This window comes from Sphingopyxis sp., assembly GCF_035998965.1.
Taxonomy (GTDB): Bacteria; Pseudomonadota; Alphaproteobacteria; order Sphingomonadales; family Sphingomonadaceae; genus Sphingopyxis.
In genome coordinates, this window is sequence record NZ_DASYHE010000096.1 from 64852 (window position 1) to 87265 (window position 22414).

At 64.4% G+C, this 22414-nt stretch carries 22 protein-coding genes and 1 tRNA gene; 13 read left to right on the forward strand and 10 right to left on the reverse strand.

Going from position 1 to position 22414, the window contains the following annotated elements:
• Nucleotide 1: 1 nt before the first annotated feature.
• The 3 genes from VGN68_RS17515 to VGN68_RS17525 all read right to left on the reverse strand — a co-directional run bounded on the left by VGN68_RS17515 (nucleotide 2) and on the right by VGN68_RS17525 (nucleotide 4041).
• Entirely contained in the window at nucleotides 2-796 is a 795-nt protein-coding gene (locus VGN68_RS17515) for a crotonase/enoyl-CoA hydratase family protein (RefSeq protein ID WP_327478517.1), read from the reverse strand.
• 194 nt (nucleotides 797-990) lie between these two features.
• Nucleotides 991-1641: a fructose-6-phosphate aldolase gene (fsa, locus tag VGN68_RS17520; protein WP_327478519.1), complete on the reverse strand. Its 651-nt coding sequence runs from the start codon at nucleotides 1639-1641 to the stop codon at nucleotides 991-993.
• A gap of 93 nt (nucleotides 1642-1734) precedes the next feature.
• On the reverse strand, nucleotides 1735-4041 hold the full coding sequence (locus tag VGN68_RS17525; RefSeq protein ID WP_327478521.1) for a TonB-dependent receptor: 2307 nt from the start codon (nucleotides 4039-4041) through the stop codon (nucleotides 1735-1737).
• A gap of 147 nt (nucleotides 4042-4188) precedes the next feature.
• Between VGN68_RS17525 and radA the strand changes: the two genes are divergently transcribed.
• The 4 genes from radA to VGN68_RS17545 are packed head-to-tail and all read left to right on the forward strand — an operon-like array spanning nucleotide 4189 to nucleotide 8399.
• Nucleotides 4189-5550, forward strand: a complete 1362-nt coding sequence (gene radA, locus VGN68_RS17530; protein ID WP_327478523.1) for a DNA repair protein RadA — start codon at nucleotides 4189-4191, stop codon at nucleotides 5548-5550.
• A gap of 10 nt (nucleotides 5551-5560) precedes the next feature.
• Complete coding sequence (locus tag VGN68_RS17535; protein ID WP_327478525.1) at nucleotides 5561-6103, forward strand: CvpA family protein; 543 nt, start codon at nucleotides 5561-5563, stop codon at nucleotides 6101-6103.
• The gene (locus tag VGN68_RS17540) at nucleotides 6100-6528 is read left to right on the forward strand and encodes an iron-sulfur cluster assembly scaffold protein (protein WP_327478527.1); all 429 of its coding nucleotides are present in this window, start codon (nucleotides 6100-6102) and stop codon (nucleotides 6526-6528) included. Before VGN68_RS17535 ends, VGN68_RS17540 begins: the two co-directional genes overlap by 4 nt.
• A complete protein-coding gene (locus VGN68_RS17545) occupies nucleotides 6525-8399 on the forward strand; it encodes a cation:proton antiporter (protein WP_327478529.1) in 1875 nt (624 codons plus the stop codon). The genes VGN68_RS17540 and VGN68_RS17545 overlap by 4 nt, the downstream gene beginning before the upstream one ends.
• 61 nt (nucleotides 8400-8460) lie before the next feature.
• Here VGN68_RS17545 and aroB read toward each other — a convergent pair whose 3' ends face one another.
• Both aroB and VGN68_RS17555 read right to left on the reverse strand, forming a co-directional pair.
• Nucleotides 8461-9561 carry a 3-dehydroquinate synthase gene (gene aroB, locus VGN68_RS17550; RefSeq protein WP_327478532.1) on the reverse strand — a complete coding sequence of 367 codons (1101 nt, stop codon included), beginning with the start codon at nucleotides 9559-9561 and terminating at the stop codon, nucleotides 8461-8463.
• Nucleotides 9549-10127, reverse strand: coding sequence for a shikimate kinase (locus tag VGN68_RS17555; RefSeq protein ID WP_327478534.1), 579 nt, complete (start codon nucleotides 10125-10127; stop codon nucleotides 9549-9551). The genes aroB and VGN68_RS17555 overlap by 13 nt, the downstream gene beginning before the upstream one ends.
• 127 nt (nucleotides 10128-10254) lie before the next feature.
• Here VGN68_RS17555 and VGN68_RS17560 point away from each other — a divergent pair, with 127 nt between their 5' ends.
• From VGN68_RS17560 to VGN68_RS17575, 4 genes are all read left to right on the forward strand, one after another.
• Nucleotides 10255-12072, forward strand: a complete 1818-nt coding sequence (locus VGN68_RS17560) for a hypothetical protein (RefSeq protein WP_327478536.1) — start codon at nucleotides 10255-10257, stop codon at nucleotides 12070-12072.
• 29 nt (nucleotides 12073-12101) lie between these two features.
• Nucleotides 12102-13031, forward strand: coding sequence for a tyrosine recombinase (locus VGN68_RS17565; RefSeq protein WP_327478538.1), 930 nt, complete (start codon nucleotides 12102-12104; stop codon nucleotides 13029-13031).
• A gap of 10 nt (nucleotides 13032-13041) precedes the next feature.
• Nucleotides 13042-13989, forward strand: coding sequence for an acetyl-CoA carboxylase carboxyltransferase subunit alpha (locus tag VGN68_RS17570; protein WP_327478540.1), 948 nt, complete (start codon nucleotides 13042-13044; stop codon nucleotides 13987-13989).
• Between the two features lie 175 nt (nucleotides 13990-14164).
• Nucleotides 14165-15652: a M48 family metalloprotease gene (locus VGN68_RS17575; protein WP_327478542.1), complete on the forward strand. Its 1488-nt coding sequence runs from the start codon at nucleotides 14165-14167 to the stop codon at nucleotides 15650-15652.
• 76 nt (nucleotides 15653-15728) lie between these two features.
• On the opposite strand, the gene VGN68_RS17580 is transcribed toward VGN68_RS17575, so the two are convergent.
• Both VGN68_RS17580 and VGN68_RS17585 read right to left on the reverse strand, forming a co-directional pair.
• On the reverse strand, nucleotides 15729-15896 hold the full coding sequence (locus tag VGN68_RS17580; protein ID WP_327478544.1) for a Flp family type IVb pilin: 168 nt from the start codon (nucleotides 15894-15896) through the stop codon (nucleotides 15729-15731).
• A 140-nt stretch (nucleotides 15897-16036) separates the two neighbouring features.
• Entirely contained in the window at nucleotides 16037-16207 is a 171-nt protein-coding gene (locus VGN68_RS17585; RefSeq protein ID WP_293698564.1) for a Flp family type IVb pilin, read from the reverse strand.
• Between the two features lie 65 nt (nucleotides 16208-16272).
• Here VGN68_RS17585 and VGN68_RS17590 point away from each other — a divergent pair, with 65 nt between their 5' ends.
• On the forward strand, nucleotides 16273-16701 hold the full coding sequence (locus VGN68_RS17590; RefSeq protein ID WP_327478549.1) for a (deoxy)nucleoside triphosphate pyrophosphohydrolase: 429 nt from the start codon (nucleotides 16273-16275) through the stop codon (nucleotides 16699-16701).
• Here VGN68_RS17590 and VGN68_RS17595 read toward each other — a convergent pair.
• Nucleotides 16698-17549 carry a methyltransferase domain-containing protein gene (locus tag VGN68_RS17595; RefSeq protein WP_327478551.1) on the reverse strand — a complete coding sequence of 284 codons (852 nt, stop codon included), beginning with the start codon at nucleotides 17547-17549 and terminating at the stop codon, nucleotides 16698-16700. The genes VGN68_RS17590 and VGN68_RS17595 overlap by 4 nt on opposite strands.
• 42 nt (nucleotides 17550-17591) lie before the next feature.
• Here VGN68_RS17595 and VGN68_RS17600 point away from each other — a divergent pair, with 42 nt between their 5' ends.
• The 4 genes from VGN68_RS17600 to VGN68_RS17615 all read left to right on the forward strand — a co-directional run bounded on the left by VGN68_RS17600 (nucleotide 17592) and on the right by VGN68_RS17615 (nucleotide 19321).
• Entirely contained in the window at nucleotides 17592-18455 is an 864-nt protein-coding gene (locus tag VGN68_RS17600) for a ComF family protein (RefSeq protein WP_327478553.1), read from the forward strand.
• 3 nt (nucleotides 18456-18458) lie between these two features.
• A complete protein-coding gene (gene grxC, locus VGN68_RS17605; protein WP_327478556.1) occupies nucleotides 18459-18719 on the forward strand; it encodes a glutaredoxin 3 in 261 nt (86 codons plus the stop codon).
• Between the two features lie 2 nt (nucleotides 18720-18721).
• A complete protein-coding gene (locus VGN68_RS17610; protein ID WP_327478557.1) occupies nucleotides 18722-19195 on the forward strand; it encodes a DUF1178 family protein in 474 nt (157 codons plus the stop codon).
• Nucleotides 19196-19244: 49 nt separating this feature from the next.
• Nucleotides 19245-19321, forward strand: a tRNA-Arg gene (locus VGN68_RS17615).
• 189 nt (nucleotides 19322-19510) lie between these two features.
• Here VGN68_RS17615 and VGN68_RS17620 read toward each other — a convergent pair.
• Entirely contained in the window at nucleotides 19511-21172 is a 1662-nt protein-coding gene (locus VGN68_RS17620; RefSeq protein WP_327478559.1) for a recombinase family protein, read from the reverse strand.
• On the reverse strand, nucleotides 21169-21495 hold the full coding sequence (locus VGN68_RS17625; RefSeq protein WP_327478561.1) for a DUF2924 domain-containing protein: 327 nt from the start codon (nucleotides 21493-21495) through the stop codon (nucleotides 21169-21171). The genes VGN68_RS17620 and VGN68_RS17625 overlap by 4 nt, the downstream gene beginning before the upstream one ends.
• Nucleotides 21496-22414 lie beyond the last annotated feature (919 nt).

The following is a 22414-nucleotide window of genomic DNA, read 5'->3' on the forward strand; positions in this document are numbered from 1 at the left end:
GTCAGCGCGCCTTCCATTCCGGCTTGCGCTTTTCGGCAAAGGCGCGTGGGCCTTCGCGTGCGTCCTCGCTGCGCATCAGCGCGGTACGTTCGAGCGTGTTGGCCTCCCAATAGGGCGCATCGGCGGCGATGCGGCCGTCGTGGATGCCCAGCGCCACGCGTTTCGACGCCTGCACCGACAGCGGCGCATTGGCGGCGATCTTTTCGGCCAGCGCGATCGCGGTGGGCAGCAGCTCGGCGAGCGGCACGACATGGTTGACCAACCCGAACTCGGCGGCGCGCGCGGCGGGGATTGGGTCGCCGGTCAGCATATATTCCATCGCCAGCTTGCGCGGGATTTGCTGAGCGAGGCGAAACGCGCCGCCCGCCGCGGCGAACAGCCCGACCTTGACCTCGGGCAGGCCGAATTGCGCATGATCCGCCGCAATGATGATGTCGCTCATCAACGCGATCTCGCAGCCGCCGCCAAAGGCAAAGCCGTTGACGGCGGCGATGATTGGTTTCGAGATCGGGTGTGACACCATGCCGGCGAAACCCCATGCTTGCTGCGCCGGATCGTCGGGGTAGAGGCTTTCGCCGCGCGACAAGGCGACCAAATCGGCGCCGGCGCAGAAGCTCTTGTCGCCTGCGCCAGTGATGACGACGGCCCGAATTTCGGGGTCGCTTTCCGCTTCTTCAAGCGCGGTGCCGATGCCGACATGAACTGCGGCATTGACCGCGTTGCGCGCCTCGGGTCGATTGATCGTGACGATCAATATGTGCCCGCGGCGTTCGGTGAGGATGGTGGTGTCGGTCATCGCGAATCTCTCCCTTTGCCGGGAGTATCGCGGTTGGTTGACGTTTACGTCAACTGTAATCCTCCCCGGAACGGGGAGGGGGACCACCGAAGGTGGTGGAGGGGGCGGGCTGCATAAAGCGGCGTAGCGCAAGGACGCCGACCCCCTCCGTCAGCGCTTCGCGCTGCCACCTCCCCACAAGTGGGGAGGATCAATTAGATCGACTGTCCGGTCTTCGCCCAGTCGGCGAGGAACCCTTCGATACCCTTGTCGGTGAGGATATGCTTGAACAGCCCCTTGATCACCGACGGCGGCGCGGTCATCACGTCGGCACCGATCTTGGCGGCTTCGAGGACATGGATGCCGTGGCGGACGCTGGCGACGAGGATTTCGGTCTCATAGCCATAATTGTCATAGATCAGCCGGATGTCGGAGATCAGCTGCATCCCGTCGAAGCCATTGTCGTCGTGGCGGCCGACGAAAGGCGAGACGAATGTCGCACCGGCCTTCGCCGCGAGCAGCGCCTGCGCCGCCGAGAAGCAGAGCGTCACATTGACCATCGTGCCGTCGCTGGTCAGCGCCTTGCACGTTTTGAGCCCGTCGATCGTCAGCGGCACCTTGATGCAGACATTGTCGGCGATTTTGCGGAGGATTTCGGCCTCCTGCATCATCGTCTCATGATCGAGCGCGACGACTTCGGCCGACACCGGGCCATTGGTCAACGCGCAGATTTCGCGGGTCACTTCCTTGAAATCGCGGCCCGACTTGGCGATCAGCGACGGGTTCGTCGTGACCCCGTCGAGAAGGCCAGTCGCGGCGAGTTCCTCGATGTCGGCGATGTCGGCGGTGTCGGCAAAGAATTTCATGGTGCAGAAGCCTCGGGGCTGGCGGGATGATTCGCCCCGGCTATAGTCGGGAGTCGCGCCGCCGTCCCGGCCTCTGCGCGACTCCCGACCCGGTCAACGAAAGCGCAAGCTGGCCGAAACGCCAATGATCCGCGGGTCGTTGTAGATCGCGGCGCGATAATTTTCGATCACGCCCTTCAGATTCTTCTCGTTGGTGATGTTGCGCACGAAGGCGGCGATTTCGTATCCGCGATCCTCGTCGGCATAGCCGACCTTTGCGCCACCCTCGAAATTGCCGGACGCGTTGAACTCCTTGGTGTCGTAGAGAACGAACGAGGTATAGCCTTGGACGTTCCAGTCGGTGGCGACGAAAAATTCGCCGCTGTTGCCCACTGGAACGCCATAGCGCGCGGCGAAATTCAGGCTGTATTCGGGGGCATTGGGCAGCGGGTTGCCGTCAACCGGCGCGAAATAGCCGGGACCGAAGGGGGTCGCCACGGTGATCACCGGATCCTCCACCGTACAGGTGATCGTGCCGTTGAGCGCGCAGACCTGGGCGAATACGCGCGGGTCGCGAATGCGGCTGTGCAGATAGCTGGCGCCGAAATTCAGCGTCAGCCGCTCGGCCGGACGCAGCTCCAGATCGGCCTCCATGCCATAAGCGCGCGCCTTGTCGGCGTTGAATAAGACGCCATTGCCGTTGGCGTCGTTGCCGTTCAGCTGGATGTCCTTCACTGTATAGGTGAAGCCGGCGATGTTGAAGCGGGCGCGATTGTCCCAGAAGCTGCCCTTCAGCCCCGCTTCCCACGACAGGATCGTTTCCGAATCGGCGGTGGTGAAATCGGCGTTGAACACCGCCGAGCGCCCCTGGATCGTCGGGCCGCGGAAGCCGCGGGCGACGCGGGCATAGGCGCTGATGTCGTCACTGAGCCGGTACAGGGCGCTGAGGTCCCAGCTCGGCTCGCTGTCCGACAGGCGGACATCGCGGCGACCGCGATAGGTGACGACGCCGGCCGCGGTGTCCGCGGTCTTGAGCAGTCGCGTCTCCTTGGTATCGCGCGTCCAGCGCGCGCCGGCGGTGACGGTGAAGGCAGGGCTCAGATCATAGCTCGCCTGGCCAAACAGCGCCCAGCTGGTGTTTTCGTTGCGCAGCCGCACCCAATTGTTGGGGTTGCGCGCCGCGGTGGTCAGGAAAAAGGCGCGCTGATAGAAATCGGTGATGTCGCGCGAATGGAAATAATAGCCGCCGAGCTGCCAGGTAAAGGGTTGGTCGTCGGGGCTGGCGAGGCGGATTTCCTGGGTCAGCTGGTCGAGGTCGCGGATCTGCCCCTGCGACTGGCCGAAACCGGTCAGCGGAAAGGCGAACAGCGCCGAAGCGCCGCCGTCGGTGTCGCCGCGGCTGAAACCGCGGGCGTTTTCATAGCCGCTGATCGCGGTCAGCGTCGCGCCGCCAAGGTCAAGGCTGACGTTGAGCGACCCGCCCCAGCCCTTGTAACGTTGCGGGTTATTCTGCGCCTCGTCATTGGCGATCTGGTCGCGGCGCTGGGTGCCGGCGCTGTTCGACCCGCGCTTGATCGCATCGCGATAGAAAACGGTCGCGGTGCCATCGACATCGCGGGCGTGGACCGACACCAGCATCGAAAAGCGGTCGTCGGGATTGATAAGCAGCTGCGCACGCGCCGCTTTTTCCTCGAATCCGCCCAGCGCATTCTCGCGCGGCGCGACGGTGCCGTCGGCGCTGGGGCCGGTATAGATATTGTCGATCCAGTCGGCGTGGCGCTGATAGAGACCCGATACGCGAACCGCGACCGTATCGGCGACGATCGGGCCGCCGATACCGAAATCGGCCGACACGGTGCCCAGCGATCCGACCGAAACCTGCCCGCGCGCGTCGAAATCCATTGTCGGACGGTTGGTGTCGAATTTGATGATCCCGGCGGTGGTGTTGCGGCCGAACAGTGACCCCTGCGGCCCACGGAGCACCTCGACCTGGCGAACGTCGAACAGCGGCTTCGATTTCAGCACGACATGCTCAAGGACGATATCGTCCTGGATCACGGACACCGGCTGCGACGCGCCGAGGTAGAAATCGATATTGCCAAGGCCGCGGATATAGAAACGGGGAAAGATGCGCCCGGTCGTCGTTTCGGCGTAGAGGCCTGGGACGCGGCCCGACAGGGCGATGATGTCTTCGCCCCCCGCCTGAATGTCGCGCAGTGAATCGCCGCCGACGACGCCAACCGAAATCGGCACGTCGGTCAGATCCTGCGACCGGCGCTGTGCGGTGACGATAATCTCGCCCGCCGCGGCGGCATCGACAGCAGCCTCGGCTGCCGGATCCTGAGCCGCATGGGCAGCCGACGACAGGCTGGCCAAGGCCGTGCCAAGAAACAGGAAACGCGAAACGAACGAATGGCGCATGAAGACCACCTTGATGAAAGACTGGCGGCGCCTAGGGAGCGATTGCGACAGCGATGTGACAAGGATTGCGCGCCGAACCGCCAATCGCGATCGGCCGCGCCGTGAATCTTCTGGCGTTCCATCTTTGTTCCGATTATGCGCGAACGCATGGCCAAAGCGAAACGCCAATATGTCTGCCAGAATTGCGGCTCCGCCACTTATCGCTGGCAAGGGCAGTGCGCCGATTGCGGCGAGTGGAACACGCTGGTCGAAGAGGCTGGCGAAACCGTCTTTTCGGCCAAGCATGACCTGAGCAAGGGCGGGCGGACGATCGCGCTCGAAACGCTGAATGCCGAAAGCAAGATGCCCGAGCGGATGCTGTGCGGGATCGCCGAATTCGACCGCGCGCTTGGCGGCGGCTTTGTTGCAGGGTCGGCGACGTTGATCGGCGGCGATCCGGGGATCGGCAAGTCGACCTTGCTGTTGCAAGCAGCCGGACGGCTGGCGCAGGCGGGCAAGTCGGTCGTCTATATCAGCGGTGAGGAAGCGGCAGCGCAGGTGCGGCTGCGCGCGCAGCGACTGGGACTCGGCGATGCGCCGGTCGCGCTCGCGAGTGCGACGTCGGTGCGCGACATTTTGGCGACGCTCGACCGGCAGACCGCCGATTTCGTCGTCATCGATTCGATCCAGACGATGCACAGCGACCTGATCGACAGCGCGCCGGGGACGGTGAGCCAGGTGCGCGCGAGTGCGCAGGAACTGATCCGCTATGCCAAGGACAGCGACGCCGCAATCGTGCTCGTCGGCCATGTCACCAAGGACGGGACGATCGCCGGACCGCGGGTGCTGGAGCATATGGTCGACACCGTGCTGGCGTTCGAAGGCGAGCGCAGCCACCAATATCGCATCCTGCGCGCGGTGAAGAACCGCTTTGGCGGCACCGACGAAATCGGGGTGTTTGCGATGGGCGAGGAGGGACTGGGCGAGGTTTCGAATCCGTCGAGCCTGTTCCTGACCGACCGCAGCCGCGACGTGCCGGGATCGGTGGTGTTTCCCGCGCTGGAAGGCACGCGCCCGGTGCTGGTCGAGGTGCAGGCGCTGACCGTGCGGCTGGCGAGCGGCGCGACCCCGCGCCGCGCCGTCGTTGGCTGGGACAGCGGGCGTTTGGCGATGGTGCTCGCGGTGCTCGAAGCGCGCTGCGGGCTGCAAATGGGCGCGGCAGAGGTCTACCTCAACATTGCGGGCGGTTACCGACTGACCGATCCCGCCGCCGATCTTGCGGTCGCCGCGGCGCTGATTTCGGCGTTCAGCGAACGGCCGGTGCCCGCCGATGCGATTGTGTTCGGCGAACTGTCGCTGTCGGGCGAGGTGCGGCAGGTGTCGCACGACGGATTGCGACTGCGCGAAGCGGCTAAGCTGGGTTTTTCGCGCGGCTGGGGGCCGAAGGGAATGAAGCCGGTTGGCGGAATTTCGGTGACCGGTTTCGAACGGCTCGGCGAACTCGTTGACCTGATGCTCGGTCGCGACTAGCCCCGGCGGAATGGGAAGTCTGACAGCTCTGGATATCCTCGTGCTGACGCTCGTTGGCGGCAGCGCGGTGCTCGGTTTTTCGCGCGGCCTGGTGCAGGAAGTGACAACGCTGCTCGCCTGGATATTGGCGATTGCTGCGGTTCGTTTCTTTCACCCTATCGTCACCGACCTGCTGACCGGCTGGGTCGGTAGCGATGGCGGTGCCGCGATGCTGGCGTTTGTGCTGCTGTTCGGCGGCGTCTTCGCTTTTGCCAAATGGGGATCGCGCGCGATGGGACAGCGCAGCCGCGCGTCGCTGGTTGGCGGTTTCGACCGCGGGCTGGGCGCCGGTTTCGGTGCGGTAAAGGGGTTGCTGATCGCCGCGCTGGGGTTCATGGTCGTGACGCTGCTATACGACATTGGCTACGGCAATGCACAACGTCCGACGTGGATGACCGACAGCCGCACCTATCCCGCGCTCAATGCGACGAGCCAGGCGATGAGCAAAGTGATCGCCGAACGCCGCGCGCAGGCGCGTGAAGCAGAAGCAAAAGCCGAGGCCCCGACACAATGAGTGCTCCGCTTTACAATCGCGATATCCTGGCGCTGGCGGTGGCGACGTCAGAACATCTGCCCAATCCGGACGCGCGTTATCACGCCGCGGCGCGCGCGCCGCTGTGCGGCAGTCGCATTCTCCTCGATCTCGATGCCAACGATTCAGGGCAGGTGACCGGCATCGGTATGCATGTCGAGGCATGTGCGCTGGGGCAGGCGGCGGCAACGTTGCTGGCGCGTCACGTCAAGGGCCGCAGCCGTGAAGAGATACGCGGCGCGCGCGATGCGATCGCCAGTTGGTTTGGCGGTATTGGCGATGTTCCCGACTGGCCGGGGTTCGGGCTGCTCGCCCCGGCGCGCGATTATCCTGCGCGGCATGGCGCGATCCTCCTGCCGTTCGACGCCGCAATCCTGGCGCTCGAAAAGCAAAGCGCCCGGGTATGACCCTGCTCGGCCTCAGCGTGGCAGCGACCGAGGTCGCTGCTGAAAAGGTGACGGACACCGCGCTGTTCGAGGGGGCGATCCTGCTGGGTGTGGCGACGCTGTTCGTGCTGCTGTTCCGCCGACTCGGGCTGGGTGCGGTGCTGGGCTATCTCGTCGCGGGCTCGTTGGTCGGTCCCTATGGCCTGGGCTTGGTCGGCGGCGGCGAATCGAAGCTCGCTTTTGCCGAGATCGGCATTGCGTTTCTGCTGTTCCTCGTCGGGCTCGAACTGCATCCGCGGCGCTTGTGGGACATGCGCCGGGCGATTTTCGGGTTGGGGCTGGCACAGGTGGTGATCACCGGCCTGATCCTTTCGGGCTTGATCATGATGACACTCGGCTTCAGCTGGCAGGCGGCGCTGGCGCTAGGGCTGCCGCTGGCCTTGTCGTCGACGGCGCAGGTGCTGCCCAGCCTGAAAAGCTCGGGGCGGATCAACTCGCCCTTTGGCGAAAAGGCCTTTTCGATCCTGCTGTTCCAGGATCTGGCGATCGTACCGATGATTACGATCATCGCGGTGCTGTCGCGCGCTCCCGCCAGCCCCGACGCGCCGCCGGGGTGGCAGATGGCGCTCTATACCGTCGCGGCTATCATCGTCCTCGTCCTCGCCGGGCGCTTTGTCGTGAACCCGTTGCTGCGCATCATCGGCCGTTATGGCGAGCGCGAACTGTTCGTGGTTGTCGGGCTGCTGGTCGTCATCGCCAGCGCCGCCTTCATGCACAGCCTGCACCTGTCGACCGCGCTCGGCGCCTTTATCGCCGGGGTGATGCTCGCCGATTCGCCGTATCGGCACGAGATCGAGGCCGATGTCGAACCCTTCCGCCTCGTGCTGCTCGGGCTGTTTTTCCTCGCGGTCGGTATGGTGCTCGACCTCAATGTCATTCGCGAAGACCCGCTCCGCGTCGTGGCACTGGCCGCCGGGCTGGTCGCGGTGAAGGTGGCGGTGCTGACCGTTCTTGTACGTCTGTTCGGCAAGCCATGGAGCGTCGCACTCGGGCTTGGCCTGTTGCTCAGCCAGGGCGGCGAATTCGGCTTTCTGCTGTTCACCCAGGCCACCGAGGCGCAGCTGATCGCGCCCGAGGCGGCGAGCCTTTTCAGCGCGGTCGTGACGTTATCGATGATTTCGACGCCCTTTTTGATGCTGTTCGCGCGCAATCTGGAATTTGCGCCCGAAAGCATCGACGCCGATCTGGACGATCCCGAACATGCCCCGCGGGGATCGGCGATCGTGGTCGGCTTTGGCCGGTTCGGGCAGATCGTGACGCAGATGCTGCATGCGGTCGATTGTTCGGTGACACTGATCGACAAGAAACCAAGTCAGATCGAAACCTCGGGTCGGTTCAACACCAAAGTCTATTACGGCGACGGGCTGAAGGTCGATGTGCTGCGCCGCGCCGATGCCGATGATGCACGGCTGATCATTTTCTGCACCGACGACCGCAGTTTTGACGCAGCAGTGCTGGCCCCGATCATCAAGGCTTTCCCGAACGCCAAGATCCTGACGCGGGTGTTCGACCGCCGTCAGTTGATGGCGATCGACGGCGCCGGGGTCGATGGCGCGGTGCGCGAAACCTTTGAAAGCTCGATCGCGCTGGGTCTGCTGGCGCTGAAGCAGATCGACGTCGATGACGATGAAATTGCCGATGTCGAACAGGCCTTGCGTCATCTCGATTCCGAACGCTTGCATGCACAGATCAGCGAGGGCGACCTGACCGCCGGCATGGACCATCGCTTTGTCGCCGGCGGGGGGCGGCAGGCAGCGAGCGTGCTGGAAACGCTGCGCGAACGGCGGCAGGCGGCGAAATTGGCAAGGGAAGAGGCGGAGGCGGCGGGGTAAGTTTCGTCGCTGTCGCTTTCTGTCGTCATTGCTTCGCTCCGCTCGCAATGACGAGGTTCTTCTAGGCCGTAGCGTCCAGAAACGCCGCCACCACATCCAGCCCGAATTCGTCCGTGACAAAGCTCCGACCAATGCCGCGGGTCAGGATCAGTGGCAGTTTGCCGCCGCGCACCTTCTTGTCATGCGCCATATGACCCGCCAGTGTCGCGCCGTCCGCCGCCACCCCAGCACTTGCCAGATCGTGCGGCAGACCAACCGCTGCAAAATGCGCAGCGACGCGGTCGGCATCGGCGGCCGAGCACAGGCCTTGCGCGGTCGAGAAACGATGCGCCAGTGCCATGCCCGCGGCGACCGCTTCGCCATGCAGCAGTTTGGCCGAATAACCCGTTTCGGCTTCCAGTGCGTGGCCGAAGCTGTGACCCAAGTTAAGCAGCGCGCGGATGTCCTGCGTCTCGCGCTCGTCGGCGGCGACGATTCGCGCCTTGGCAGCGACGCTATGCGCGATGGCTTGCGCGCGCGCGGCCCTGTCGCCCGCCAGCAGCGCCGCGCCATTCGCTTCGCACCAGCCAAAAAAGTCGGCATCGTCGATTAGGCCATATTTGACCACCTCGGCATAGCCCGCGGCGAGATCGCGGCGCGGCAGCGTTGCGAGCGTCGCGGGGTCGATCACGACCAGCGCGGGCTGGTGAAAGGCGCCGATCATATTCTTTCCCGCGGCGACGTTGATCGCGGTCTTGCCACCAACGCTGCTGTCGACTTGTGCGAGCAGGGTGGTCGGTACCTGGATGAAGTGACAGCCGCGCTTCACGATGCTGCACGCGAAGCCGACGAGATCGCCGATGACGCCGCCGCCAAGCGCGATGACATGATCGCTGCGTTCGACGCCTTCGCCGATCAGCCATTCGGTCAACCGTGCCAACCCGGCCCAGCTTTTCGTTGCCTCGCCGGGTTCGAGGACGAAGGAAGAGAAGGAGATATTCTCCATTGCCAGCGCGGTGCCGAGCGGCACCAGATAATGCTCAGCGACATGCGCGTCGGTGACGATCATCGTGCGCGGCCGGTTCAGCAACGGCGCCACATGCGTTCCGATCGACCGGATCAGTCCATCGCCGATCAGGATCGGATAACTGCGGTTGCCGAGTTCGACGGTCAGCTGTTCCATTGCGGGTCTTTCCACGCTGCCAATGCCTCCATGATCGCGCGTACCGTGTGATCATGCGGCGTGCTTGCCGAACCGATGCGCAGATGGGCTTCGGCATAGATCGGGTTTCGCACCGCCGCCAGGTCGCGAAGCACTTCGCGCGGGTCGCGGTTCTTGAGCAGGGGGCGATGGCTGCGGCGACCGACCCGCTCGACCAATGTCTCGATGTCGGCGTCGAGCCAGATGCACAGACTGTCGCGCAGGATCAGCGCGCGTGTTTCGTCGTTGATAAAGGCACCGCCGCCGGTCGCCAGCACCATCGGTTTGCCGGCCAGCAGCCGCGCGATCACCCGCCGCTCACCATCGCGAAAATGCGCCTCGCCGAACCGTTCGAAAATATCGGCGATGGTCATGTCGGCGGCGCGCTCGATCTCGTCGTCGGCGTCGGCAAACCGCATCCCCAATCGCTGGGCCAAGCGCCGGCCAACGGTCGATTTTCCCGACCCCATCAAGCCGACCAGCACGATCGACCGGTCGCGGATCGACGCGGGAATGGCAGCAGCCGGGCTTTTCGGGTTTCGCGACATCGTGGGCGCGGCTATACCGTTCGAGACGCGCGGAACAACGGTTTTCGCCGATAATTGCAGGTCCGGCTGTCCGGGCGCGAAGGATTGAGGTGGACGTGGCCGACAAGATTGCCGAAAGCGCGGCGTGATGACAAAAAAACCGCTGATGCTGACTTTGGCCCTGTCGGGTACTGCGCTGGCGGCCGCGCTGGTGCTGCCCGCGCTCGCGCAGGAATCGCTGCTGCCCGAAGGTTTTGGCAATCCTCCCGACACGCCGGCACCGCGTCCGACGCCGACCCCATCGCAAGCACCTACGCCAACATCGACCCCGAAAAACGGTGCGACCCCGCCGCCGGTCACCTCGACGGTAAGCGCCACCGACACGGCCGGAACGCCCGGCGAGGCTGCCGATGAGGAGGGCGAGGATGGCGAAGAGGTCGCGCCTGGCACGCTGAAATATGATCTTCCGCCCGGCGCGCGGCGTTTGCTGACGCGGATCGGACCATTGACCCCCGAAACCGGGGGGCTCGCACCCGATGCCTTTGGTGTGCGCGGTCAATATGCCGCGGCGATCATGCGGCGGACCAACGGCCAGCTTGCGTCGCGCTGGGGTCAGATCCTGCTGCGGCGGTCACTGGTATCGGCGATCGATACCCCGGCGACGATCAACGGCGCCGACCTGGCCGCCGACCGCGCGTCGCTTCTGCTCCGGATGGGCGAATCGATCGCGGCGCGCTGGATCGTTCAGGCGGTCGATTATGACCGGGCCAGCCCGCGCCTGGTGGCGGCGGCGCAGCAGACCTATCTGGCCAACGCCGATCCGGCGGGCATGTGTCCTTATGTTCCCGCTGGTCTGGCCCATGGCGACGAGCAGGCCTGGCGGCTGGCGGCGGCGATTTGTTCGGGCTTGTCGGGCGAGGCTGGCCCCGCAGGGTGGGCGATCGGCCGGGTGCGATCGAGTGGCAAGATTGCCAACTTCGACATTCTGCTCGCGGAGCGGGTGCTCGGCGCCACCGGCAGCGGACGGCGATCGACCACGATCGAATGGGATAATGTCGATCGGCTGACAAGCTGGCGGTTCGGCATGGCGACCGCGACGGCCGTCCCGGTCCCCGAACCGCTGCGCACGTCGATCCCCGCCCATATGAAGGGGTGGACCGTCCTCGCGCCGATGACCGACATGGCAAGTCGGGTTGCCGCGGCGCCGGAAGCAGCGGCGCGCGGAGTGCTGTCGAGTGAAGCCTATCTGTCGTTGCTGAGCGCGGCGGCGGGCGAGGAGGAACCGTCGGAGGCGCTGGCGGCGCAGACTGACCAGCTCCGCGCCGCCTTTGGCGCCGCGAATGGCGCCGACCGCTATGCGGCAATGCAGGGACTTTGGAGCGCTGGGACGGCGCCGATGCAAAGCTACGCGGCGATGGTTGCAACCGCGCGCGCCGCCGCAGCATTGCCGGTGAGCACCGATGTCGGCAGCGATCCGTGGCAATTGCTGGGTTCGATTCTGGCGGGCGGTTACGACGCCAACGCCATCGCCTGGGTGCCGACCGTAACTGTAGGCAGCCGCGCATGGGGCGTGCTGGCGGTCGGTTCGCCGCGACCCCTGAACGGCACCACCGCTGGCGCCGTCGGGCAGTTTTCGGGCGATGACGACAGCGCCGATTATCTGCGGTCGAAATTCTTGCTCGCCGGGCTGGCGGGGCTCGGGCGGATCGAGACGGACGCCGCAGCGTCGGCAGCGAGCGGCCTCGGCGTCGATTTGGGCAAACAGACGCGCTGGTCGCGCGCGATCATGGCGGCTGCCGAGCGGCGCGAACCCGGGATGGTGGCGTTGCTGGCCGCGACAGGGATGCAGGGCGAATGGTCGAAAGTGCCGCCCTATCATCTCTATTACATCGTCCGCGCACTGCGCGAGGTGGGACTGGCGTCCGAAGCTCGGATGATCGCCGCCGAAGCGCTGGTGCGTGTCTGAACCTGACCGTTTGATGGCGCGGTCAGACGATGTCTGACGGGGCAGCGATCGACCGCTTCTTGGAGATGATGGCGGCCGAGCGCGGCGCCTCGCGTAACACGCTGGCCGCCTATCGCCGCGATCTGGAGCAGGCGGCGGAGTTTGTGACCGGTCGGCTGACCGATGCCGATGTGGCGGCGCTGCGCCGATTGATGGCTGACTATCAGTCGCTTGCCGCCAGCAGTGCGGCGCGCAAGCTGTCGGCGTTACGGCAGTTCTTTGCCTTTCTGCTCGACGAAGGCGACCGCGCCGACAATCCTGCGCTCGATATTGCACGGCCAACGACGCGGCGCCCGCTGCCGCGCATCCTGACGCACGATCATGTCGGGCGGCTGTTTGCACAGGCCGAAGAGGAAGCCGCGGGCGAAGCGCCAGCCGCTGCGGCAGTACGGATGCTGTTGCTGCTCGAACTTCTTTATGGATCGGGACTGCGCGCGAGTGAGCTGGTTGCACTGCCACGGCGTGCGATTGCTGGCGAGCGCGAATATCTGATCGTGCGGGGAAAAGGCGACAAGGAGCGGTTGGTGCCGTTGTCGGATCGCGCGCGCGGCGCGCTTGACCGCTGGCTGCCGCTCATCGCCGACGGTTCGCCTTGGCTGTTCCCGTCCGGCAAGAGCCATCTCTCTCGCGTCCGGCTGTTCCAGATGCTGCGTGATTTGGCGGGCCGCGCGGGGATCGATCCGACCGCGGTCAGCCCGCACGTGCTGCGCCACGCCTTTGCCACCCATCTTCTCGAAGGCGGGGCGGACCTGCGAGCGTTGCAGTTGATGCTGGGCCACGCCGACATCGCGACGACCGAAATCTATACCCATGTCGACAGCCGCCGCCTGGTCGAACTGGTTAACCACCGCCATCCGCTCGCGCAAATGGACGTTCGGCCGGAGTCGGCAGACGTTGACCTTGCGGCGCCATCGGCTTAGCGGTCCCACGATGACAGCCTTTCTGGACTTCGAAAAACAGGTCGCCGCGCTCGATCGGCAAATTGCCGAACTGCGCGAAATGGGCGACGATCCCACGCTCAACATCGACAATGACATCGCGCGACTGGAGGACAAGTCCTCGAAATTGCTGCGCGATATCTATACGAAGCTGACGCCGTGGCAAAAGACGCAGGTCGCGCGCCACCCCGACCGACCGCATTTCAAACATTATGTCGCCGAGATGTTCGACGACTGGATGCCGCTGGCGGGCGACCGCAATTTCGGCGACGATCAGGCGATTTTGGGCGGGCTGGCGCGCTTTCGCGGCCGCCGTGTGATGGTTATCGGCCATGAAAAGGGCGACGATATTCCGTCGCGGATGAAGCATAATTTCGGGATGGCGAAGCCCGAGGGCTACCGCAAGGCGATCCGCCTGATGCAGCTCGCGGACCGGTTTGGTCTGCCGGTGATAACGCTGGTCGATACCTCGGGCGCGTTTCCGGGCATCCAGGCCGAGGAGCGCGGTCAGGCAGAGGCTATTGCCCGCTCGACCGAGCAATGCCTGGCGCTTGGTGTGCCGATGGTCGCGGCGATCGTCGGCGAGGGCGGTTCGGGCGGCGCGATTGCGCTCGCCGCCGCGAACCGCGTGCTGATGTTCGAACATGCCGTTTATTCGGTGATTTCGCCCGAAGGCTGCGCGTCGATTCTGTGGCGCACGTCGGACAAGGCCGCCGATGCCGCGGCGGCGATGAAAATGTCGGCGCAGGATCTGCTGGGGCTGAAGATCATCGATCGTATCGTCCCCGAGCCCGTCGGCGGCGCGCATCGTAATCCCGACATGGCGATTGCCGCGCTGGGTGATGCGATCGCGCAGGAACTCGATAGCCTGTCGGGCTTGCCGCGCGACACGATCCTGGCGGCGCGCGAGGAGAAATTTTTGGCCATGGGGCGCGCCTGACCGACGCCGCAGCGGAACTCGATTGCCGCAAATTGCGTTCACGATCCATGTTGCGGCCGCGGCGCGCCTAACGCCGTTCAGGTGCGGTTTGCGCCGCGGTCAATAGGGTATATCCCGGAACGACGAACGGCATGTGGGAGGCGCATCGATGACCCGGACAAAAAGAATGAATGGCATGGCGATCAAGCTGGCGGCATCGGCTGCATTGTGCAGCCTTGCTGTGACCGGCGTCGCCGATGCGCAGCTGAAAGCGATCAAGACCGCGACCAGCATCTCCCCGTCCGAACGGAAGCAGGGCGATGAGGCGCATCCGCAGCTGATGGCGGAATTTGGCGGCGCGTATAACGGCCCGCAGACGGCCTATGTGGTCCGCGTCGGACAGAATATCGCGCTGCAATCGGGGCTGTCGAATGCACGCAGCGATTTTACCGTCACCTTGCTCAATTCGCCTGTGAACAACGCCTTCGCGATCCCGGGCGGCTATGTCTATGTCACCCGCCAGCTCATGGCGCTGATGAACGACGAGGCCGAACTGGCCGGGGTGCTGGGGCATGAGGTTGGCCATGTCGCGGCGCAGCACAGCAAAAAGCGGCAGTCGGCGGCGACGCGCAACCAGATCCTCGGGGTGCTCGGTGCGGTGCTGGGCGGTGCGATCGGTGACAGCGGCGGCGTACTCGGCGGGCTCGGCGGCCTCCTCCAGAACAATGCGATGCAGGTCGCGCAAATGGCGACACTGGGCTTTTCGCGCAGTCAGGAATTGCAGGCCGACCAGCTCGGCGTCCAATATCTGCGCAGCGCAGGCTATGATCCGCTGGCCCTGTCGACGATGCTGGCGAGCTTGGCCAATCAGACCAATCTCGACGCGCGGCTGTCAGGCGGCGACGCGCGGTCTTTGCCCGCGTGGGCGAGCACCCACCCCGACCCCGCCTCACGCGTCCGCAACGCGCAAACGCTGGCAAGCCGCGCTGGCGGGACCGGTGGGACGCGCAACGCCGATGCTTTTCTCGCTGCCGTCGATAATGTGCTGTATGGCGACGACCCGGCGCAGGGGGTGGTCGAGGGTAACGAGTTTCTGCACCCAGACCTGCGGCTGCGTTTTGCGGTGCCGGGTGGTTACGGGATGCAGAATGGCACGGCAGCGGTGACGATCGGCGGCAATGGCGGGCAGGCGCAGTTTACGACCGGGCCGTATAACGGCGACATCAACGCCTATATGGCCGCGGCGTTCAAATCGGTAGCGGGCTACACCGCGATCAGCCCAAGCGCGGTCCAGCGCACGACGGTCAATGGTATTACCGCTTATTATTCGACCGCGCGCGTCGCCAGCCAGTCGGGACAGGTTGACGTGACCGTTTTTGCATATGAATTCTCGCGCAGCAGCGCGTTCCACTTTGTCACGCTGACAAAAGCCGGGGGCACTGGGGTGTTCAATTCCATGTTCAACAGCGTGAGGCGCCTCAGCGCCGCCGAAGCCGCAGCGATCAAGCCGCGTCGGATCGATGTGGTGACCGTGGGCCGGGGCGATACGATGGCCAGTCTGGCGCGGCGCATGGCGTACAGCAATTATCAGGCGGAGCGTTTTCAAGTGCTTAACCGGCTGACCGCGTCGAGCCGGTTGACGCCAGGGCAGAAGGTGAAAATTGTCGTCTATGCCAGCCGTTAGCTAAACAAAAAAAGGGCGGTCGTAACGACCGCCCTTTCCTTTTTTCTCCGACCGGATACCCGGGCGGCGGTGCCGATTAGCTCTTTTTCAGGCCGGCATCGACTTTATTGAACGTGCTGGTGACGCTGTTGCCAACCGCGCCCATGGCGGTGATGCCGGCGACGGCGATCAGAGCGGCGATCAGGCCGTATTCAATGGCGGTTGCGGCCTTGGTATCGCGAACGAACTTTTTGATGAACTTCATGACTGGTCTCCTGATATCACTTACCCTGTTGACGGTCTGGTCTGGGTCAACACTGGCTGGTTTACGGCGAATAGGTTTTGAAAATCTTAATGGCGGAACCAGGATAGATTGTCCGCCAGGTCCCATAATCGGACAGTGGATCACATGACATTCGTCGCCGATGTCGAAACTGTGTCCCACATATTCATCGTAGAATTGCCGACTTCGGTAATTGTGCTGACCGCGGCAAGAAAGACGAGGGCCAGTATCAGCCCATATTCGACGGCTGTGGCGGCCCTGGTCGACCGCATCAGCCTGTAAAGATTGCGCATTGTTCCACCCCTGACTGAAGTGTAGTTCCCGAGGATGCCGATGTTCGCACAGGAAGGTTAACAATTTGTCCGCGCCCAGCCCCGGAAAACTGCCAAAAACCAGCCTGTTTGTGGTCGCCGCCGCACTGGTCGACCGCGACGGGCGCCTGCTGGTCCAGCAGCGTCCGGAAGGGTTGTCCATGGCGGGACTATGGGAGTTTCCGGGCGGCAAGGTCGATCCTGGCGAAACGCCCGAACAGGCGCTGGTCCGCGAACTGGCCGAGGAATTGGGCATCGACGTCGAGCAGGCGTGCCTGGCCCCCGCCTGTTTCGCCAGCGACATGCTGGGCGACCGGCATTTGTTGCTGCTGCTCTATGTGTGCCGCAAATGGCATGGCACGCCGGTGGCGCAGCACGCCAGCGCGCTTCGCTGGGTGCGCCCGGTCGAACTCCATAGCCTGGACATGCCACCCGCCGATAAGCCGCTGATCGGCCTGCTGGAGGCGTTGATTTAGCTTTTTGGTTTCAACGCGGCGGCGAGCGAGGTTTGGCCGCTGCCGCGCCGGGCCGGTTGCGGCTGGTCCGGATGCGGCGCCCAGCCGCTGAAATGGACGATGCGCAGGCTTTCGGCGATGCGGCCGTCCGGATCCGCCTGCGCAGCGAAAGCGATTGCGATCTGTTGTACCTCGGCGCGGGTTAGCGGCGGCGGGGCAGGGTACAGGCGGCTTGCCAGCCCCGCCGCGCGCAGATCGCGGACCAGAGCCCGCCAGTCGCCATAGCGCACCGTCAGTGTTTCGACATCGACCACAGGCAGGGTGAAGCCCACGCGTTGAAGCAGATTGCCCATCGCCGCGAGGTCGATCTGTGGGTGCAGTCGCGCGATCGGGCGCACGCCATCGGTCATCACCGCGCGCCGTAACCGGGGCAGGCTGCCGTCGCCCAGATAGGCGCCGAGTAGTAACCCGTCGGGCGCCAGCAACGCGTGCAGGCGCACAAGCGCGCCCGGTACATCGTTGACACCGTCGAGACCGCCGGGCCACACGATCAGGTCGAAGCTGGCAAAGGGCAGATCGATCGCATCGGCTTCGGCAACCAGGGCGCCGCTGGCGACGGCCAGCCGCGGACCAGCCTCGATGATCGTCAGTTCGGTGCCGATACCCCGCAAATGGTCGGCCAGTGCCTGATCATGCGCGCCAATGAGCAGAATGCGCGGGAAATCGCGTTTCACCATTGCCAGTCGGTCGAGCAGCGTTTCGGCGATGATCGGGGCGAGGAAATTGGCCGACGCAGGCAGGCGCGCGAGCCGGTCGCGCTGGGCGCGGTGGCGAGCGGCAGAAAAAAGCGGGCGTGGCGGCGGCGACATGCCGCGCTTGTGCCGCCCCGGACGATGCGGCACAAGTCGGAGATGGCAACGGCGACGGGGGAAGTCGAAAATACAGGCACGACGGCGGCGGCATGGCTCCGCGGCCTGCGGATATTGGCGCGCGCGGTCGCTGATTATGCGTTGCCGCCGCGCTGCCCCGGTTGCGGCGTCATCGTGGGCGAGGACCGGCAATTCTGTCTGACCTGCTGGGCATCGCTTGATTTTCTTGACGGCCCCGCCTGTTCGCACTGCTCGATCCCGCTGCCCGTGGCGCTGCCGGGCGGGTCGATCGCATGTGGCGCCTGCCTTGCCAGTCCGCCGCCGTTCGAAGGCGCGCCAGCAGCGGTTGCCTATGGTTCGGTCGCGCGCACTGTGGCGCTCCGCCTGAAATATGGGCGGCGAACCGGCCACGCGCGATTGATGGCGCGGCTGATGGCGCGGCAATTGGCGGCGCTCGGCAGCGCCGATGACATTGTGCTGGTGCCGGTGCCGCTGCACCGCTGGCGGCTGTGGTCGCGCGGTTTTAACCAGGCCGCGCTGGTTGCTGACGAATTGTCGCGGATTAGCGGCGCGACGCGCGACCATCATCTGCTGCTGCGCATCAAATCGACCGCCTCGCTTCGCGGCAAGGGCCGGCGCGAGCGCGAAAAGATGGTCGCCGGGGCGTTCGCGCTGGCGGATGATGCGAAAACCCGCGCGGCGGGGCGCCATATCGTGCTGATCGACGATGTTCATGCGAGCGGCGCGACGTTGCGCGCTGCCGCGAAAGTGCTGCGGCGCAGCGGCGCAGCGCGCGTGTCGGCGCTCACCTGGGCTCGGGTGGTTCCCGACGCGCTGATGACGAGCAACATATTTGACTTTGCTTCGTTGGATTCCGATATGACGGTTCAGATGATGACAGGATAGGCGATGGCCAAGATCGAAGTTTTTACAAAATTCCTCTGCCCTTATTGCTCGCGCGCGAAGGCGTTGCTCGATCGCAAGGGTGTGGAATATCAGGAAATCGATGTCACGATGGATCGCGCCGGATTCGACGCGATGGTTGCACGCGCGGGCGGCGCGCGCACCGTCCCGCAGATTTTCATCGACGGACAGCATATCGGCGGCAGCGACGACATGGCGGCGCTCGACGCGCGGGGCGCTCTCGATCCGCTGCTCGGTCTCGCCTGACCTTGATCGTTTTTGACCTTTGCTGCGCCGCCGGGGATCACCGGTTTGAAGCCTGGTTCGCGAGCAGCGACAGTTTTGCCGATCAACAGGCGCGCGGCCTGATCAATTGCCCGGTGTGTGGCGACAGCGATGTCAAAAAGGCCGTGATGGCGCCGCGGATCGGCGCAAAGTCGAACCAGATGACGATCACGAGTCACGCAAAGCCGGATAATGTTGCCGAACATGGTGCAATATCGCCCGAACTGGTGCGCAAGGTGATCGCTGAAATTGCGACAAAGCAAGCCGAAATGCTGCCCCAGTCGCGCTGGGTCGGGCGCGATTTCGCCGCTGCGGCGCGCGCGATGCACGAAGGCCGCGCGGCGGAGGATTTGATCCACGGCCAGGCCTCGCCGCAGGAGGCGCAGGCGCTGCGCGACGACGGGATTGCCGCCATGCCACTGCTGGTGCCGATAGCGCCGCCCGACGCCGTAAATTGACCCCGGCCAATTGACGCTGCGCGCCGCGCCCCGCTACAGGAACGGCGGCGCATCCGTAGCTCAGCAGGATAGAGCATCAGATTCCTAATCTGGGGGCCACTGGTTCGAATCCAGTCGGGTGCACCACCCACACCCAAGATATTGATATAATTCGATTATATCGTGTGCTTGTGCTTCGAACGCCGCAGTCCAGCGGGGTTCTCGCGAGCTGGATTCTAGTTGTGGTCAGAGACCGAGGCGCGATTGCCCGAGATCATAACGGAAGGGCACGGCGTCTCTGCGGGTGATTATTGTGGCCACCGCAGCAGCCAGCGATCATGCGAACTTTAGCATTTTCCGCTGCTCGGTCCATTCGAGCGGGAGGCCAGGAAGCTTGAGAAGGCTCCGGCTCGTCAAGGTCGCAGGCTGGGTGCCGTCAAGAATCGCAGACGTGATGTCGGGCGCGAGATAGGCGAGCCGGGCTAGGCGTTCGATGTGACGGTTGCCACGGGGGGCGGCGTTCGAGAATAACGCGGCGCGTGCTTGATGCGCCTTTCTTACGAGAGCCACTAGCTTCGGATCGGGAGTGTTTTCGTCGCGTAATTTTCGTGCGATCACGAGGCGAGCGCCGCGCTTGCGGTGAGTGATGTTGGTATCGACGATCACGGCGATACGCCGGTCATCATCGGCTGCGGGGCTGACGTCGTGATCGAGCGATGCAAGCAGCGCGGAGCGGGCGACGCTGACTTCTACCCGATCGCGATGGATGACGATGGCGAAGTCCAAGCGGGCAAGCAGCGAGTGCGCGCCATCTATTGCATGCGGTCCGAAGTGCCGCGCCAGTTCCACCGCGGTCGCCAGTCGTCGCCGCGTCGTGGCGGTATCGCCATCACCAAACAGACCGGCAAGTTGAGCCTCGTCCAGAAGAAGCGCCCGTAGGGCTTCGCGCACTGCGGCTTCGAGACGCCGTGCAGGTACGCGGGCGACCTGTGCTGCCGATGCACCAGAGAGACCGCGATCAATGTCCTTGCTGATGCTCGACACATAATAGTGGTACCGTCGGCCGTCCTTCACCGTGAACGAGGGCGACATCCGCCGACCGGCTGCGTCATGGATCATGCCTGTGAGCAGGGCGGTGCTATTGCCTGTTGTCGCATTGCCGCGTTCGGCGGCAGAGTCCCTGAGCTTCGCCTGGACCGCATCCCACAGCTCCAGCGGAACGATACCGTCGTGCTGGCCATCGTGCAGCTTGTCCTTGTGGCGCAGCTTGCCGATGTAGATCGGGTTCGACAGCAGCCAGTAGAGGGCGCCGCGCGAGAACGGCACGCCTCCGCGCTGCCCGGTCTTGCCCTGCTGTACCTTGGTGCGGACGCCCTGCATGTCGAGCTTTTCCTTCAATGCCCGCACCGACGGCTGGTCCAGATAGGACCGGAAGATGTGCGCGACGGTGGATGCCTCGGTCGGGTTTTCGAGCAGTTTGCGGTCCTGCACATCATAGCCGAGCGGCACGTTACCACCCATCCAGATACCGCGCGCCTTGGACTGTGCCACCTTGTCGCGCACGCGCTCGGCGATGACCTCGCGCTCGAACTGCGCGAAGGACAGCAGGACGTTGAGGGTCAAGCGTCCCATGCTGGTCGTCGTGTTGAAAGCCTGGGTCACGCTAACGAACGAGGCGCCAGCCGCATCGAGGACATCGACGATCCGCGCGAAGTCCGACAGGGCGCGGGTGAGGCGGTCGACCTTGTAGACGACGATCACGTCAACCTTCCCGGCGCGCACATCAGCGAGCAACTGCGCGAGGGCTGGGCGGTCCATCGTGCCCCCTGAGAACCCGCCATCGTCATAGGCGGTTGGAATCAGCACCCAACCTTCGGCCTTCTGGCTGGTGACATAGGCCTCGCAGGCCTCGCGCTGGGCGTCGAGGCTGTTGAACGCCATGTCGAGCCCCTCCTCGGTCGACTTGCGGGTGTAAATGGCGCAGCGCAACTTCTTCACGAGTGCGTTCCGAAGAAGCGCGGTCCCGACCAGCGTGCGCCGGTGATCGCGCGGGCAATCGCGGACAGCGAACTCCAGGTCTGACCGTTGTAGAGATAGCGGCCTTCGGCCTCGACGGTCACGCGATGGGTCTGACCACCCCACTCGCGTAGGATCTGTGTGCCGTGGCCAAGGCGTTTGCGACAGCCCACCTGCGCGGCGCTATCCACACCGATTGAGGCCGCAAGCTCATGGAGGCGGCGCTCAAGACGCTTGTTGATACCGCCTGCCGCCGTGACCTGCGCGCGGTGCGCGAGATCGCGTGCAAGCAGACTCGGTGCGATGGTGGGAGCAGGTAGGCCGGAAACAGGTAAGTATTGATCCGGCGCATGATGGTGATGAACCGGTCGTAGCTATCGTCGCTTTCTACAGTTGCAGGGACGAGATTCTCGATATTTCCTTCATATGCGCGGAACGCCTTGAGCAATCGCTGAAGTCCGAGAGCGCTAACGCCGGGATGTCGCGCCACGATCTTGGCGTCGATTTCAATCTGCGCAGCCAGGGCCGAAAGGCTCGCTTCCAAGCGCCCGATAATGTCCGCGCTGTGGCGCTTGGCGAAGCCCGCGTCCGCGATCGAGCCCTCGCGCAGAAAGTTGGATAGCAGATAGGCGCCGACCTGTTCGAACTGGTCGGAACCCTCTGTGGCGGCCTCGTCGTTCGACGCGCGCTTGTCGAGATAATCGGCGAGACCATGGCCGCTCTCTAGGACCGCATCGCTTTCGCGCTTGATTGGATATCGCGCGCGGGCCGGGACACCGGTGGGCCATGCATTCTCGTCCTGCGGGTCGATACAGATGATGTTGCCCTGGAACTCATCGCCCCAGCGTCCCGCCCGGCCGGCGAGGTTCCAAAAGTCATGGGCCTCCATCGGATGACCTTTCCCCTTTCGAGGACCTCTCAGAACAATCGTTCGGCAGGACAGATTCCGCAACGATCTGGGCCGCGGTCATGGCAGTGATAGACTCGAGCGATGCGATGATGACATCCCTGGTCATTCGCCGAGACGTGTCGGCGCCTGTGAATGTCCGCTTTTTTCAATTCTAGCCTAAGAGCAGCCTGTCCGGAAACGTTGAGAGTTTCGGACGCCGGCGGGCGTCGGAAAGTCTTCGATGCCCGAACCGCGGTGGTCATGAGCCGAGCTATGGGGAAAGCTGTTCTGCGCTGATGCTGGGGTAGCCAGTTGCTGCCCAAAAGCGGACGTGC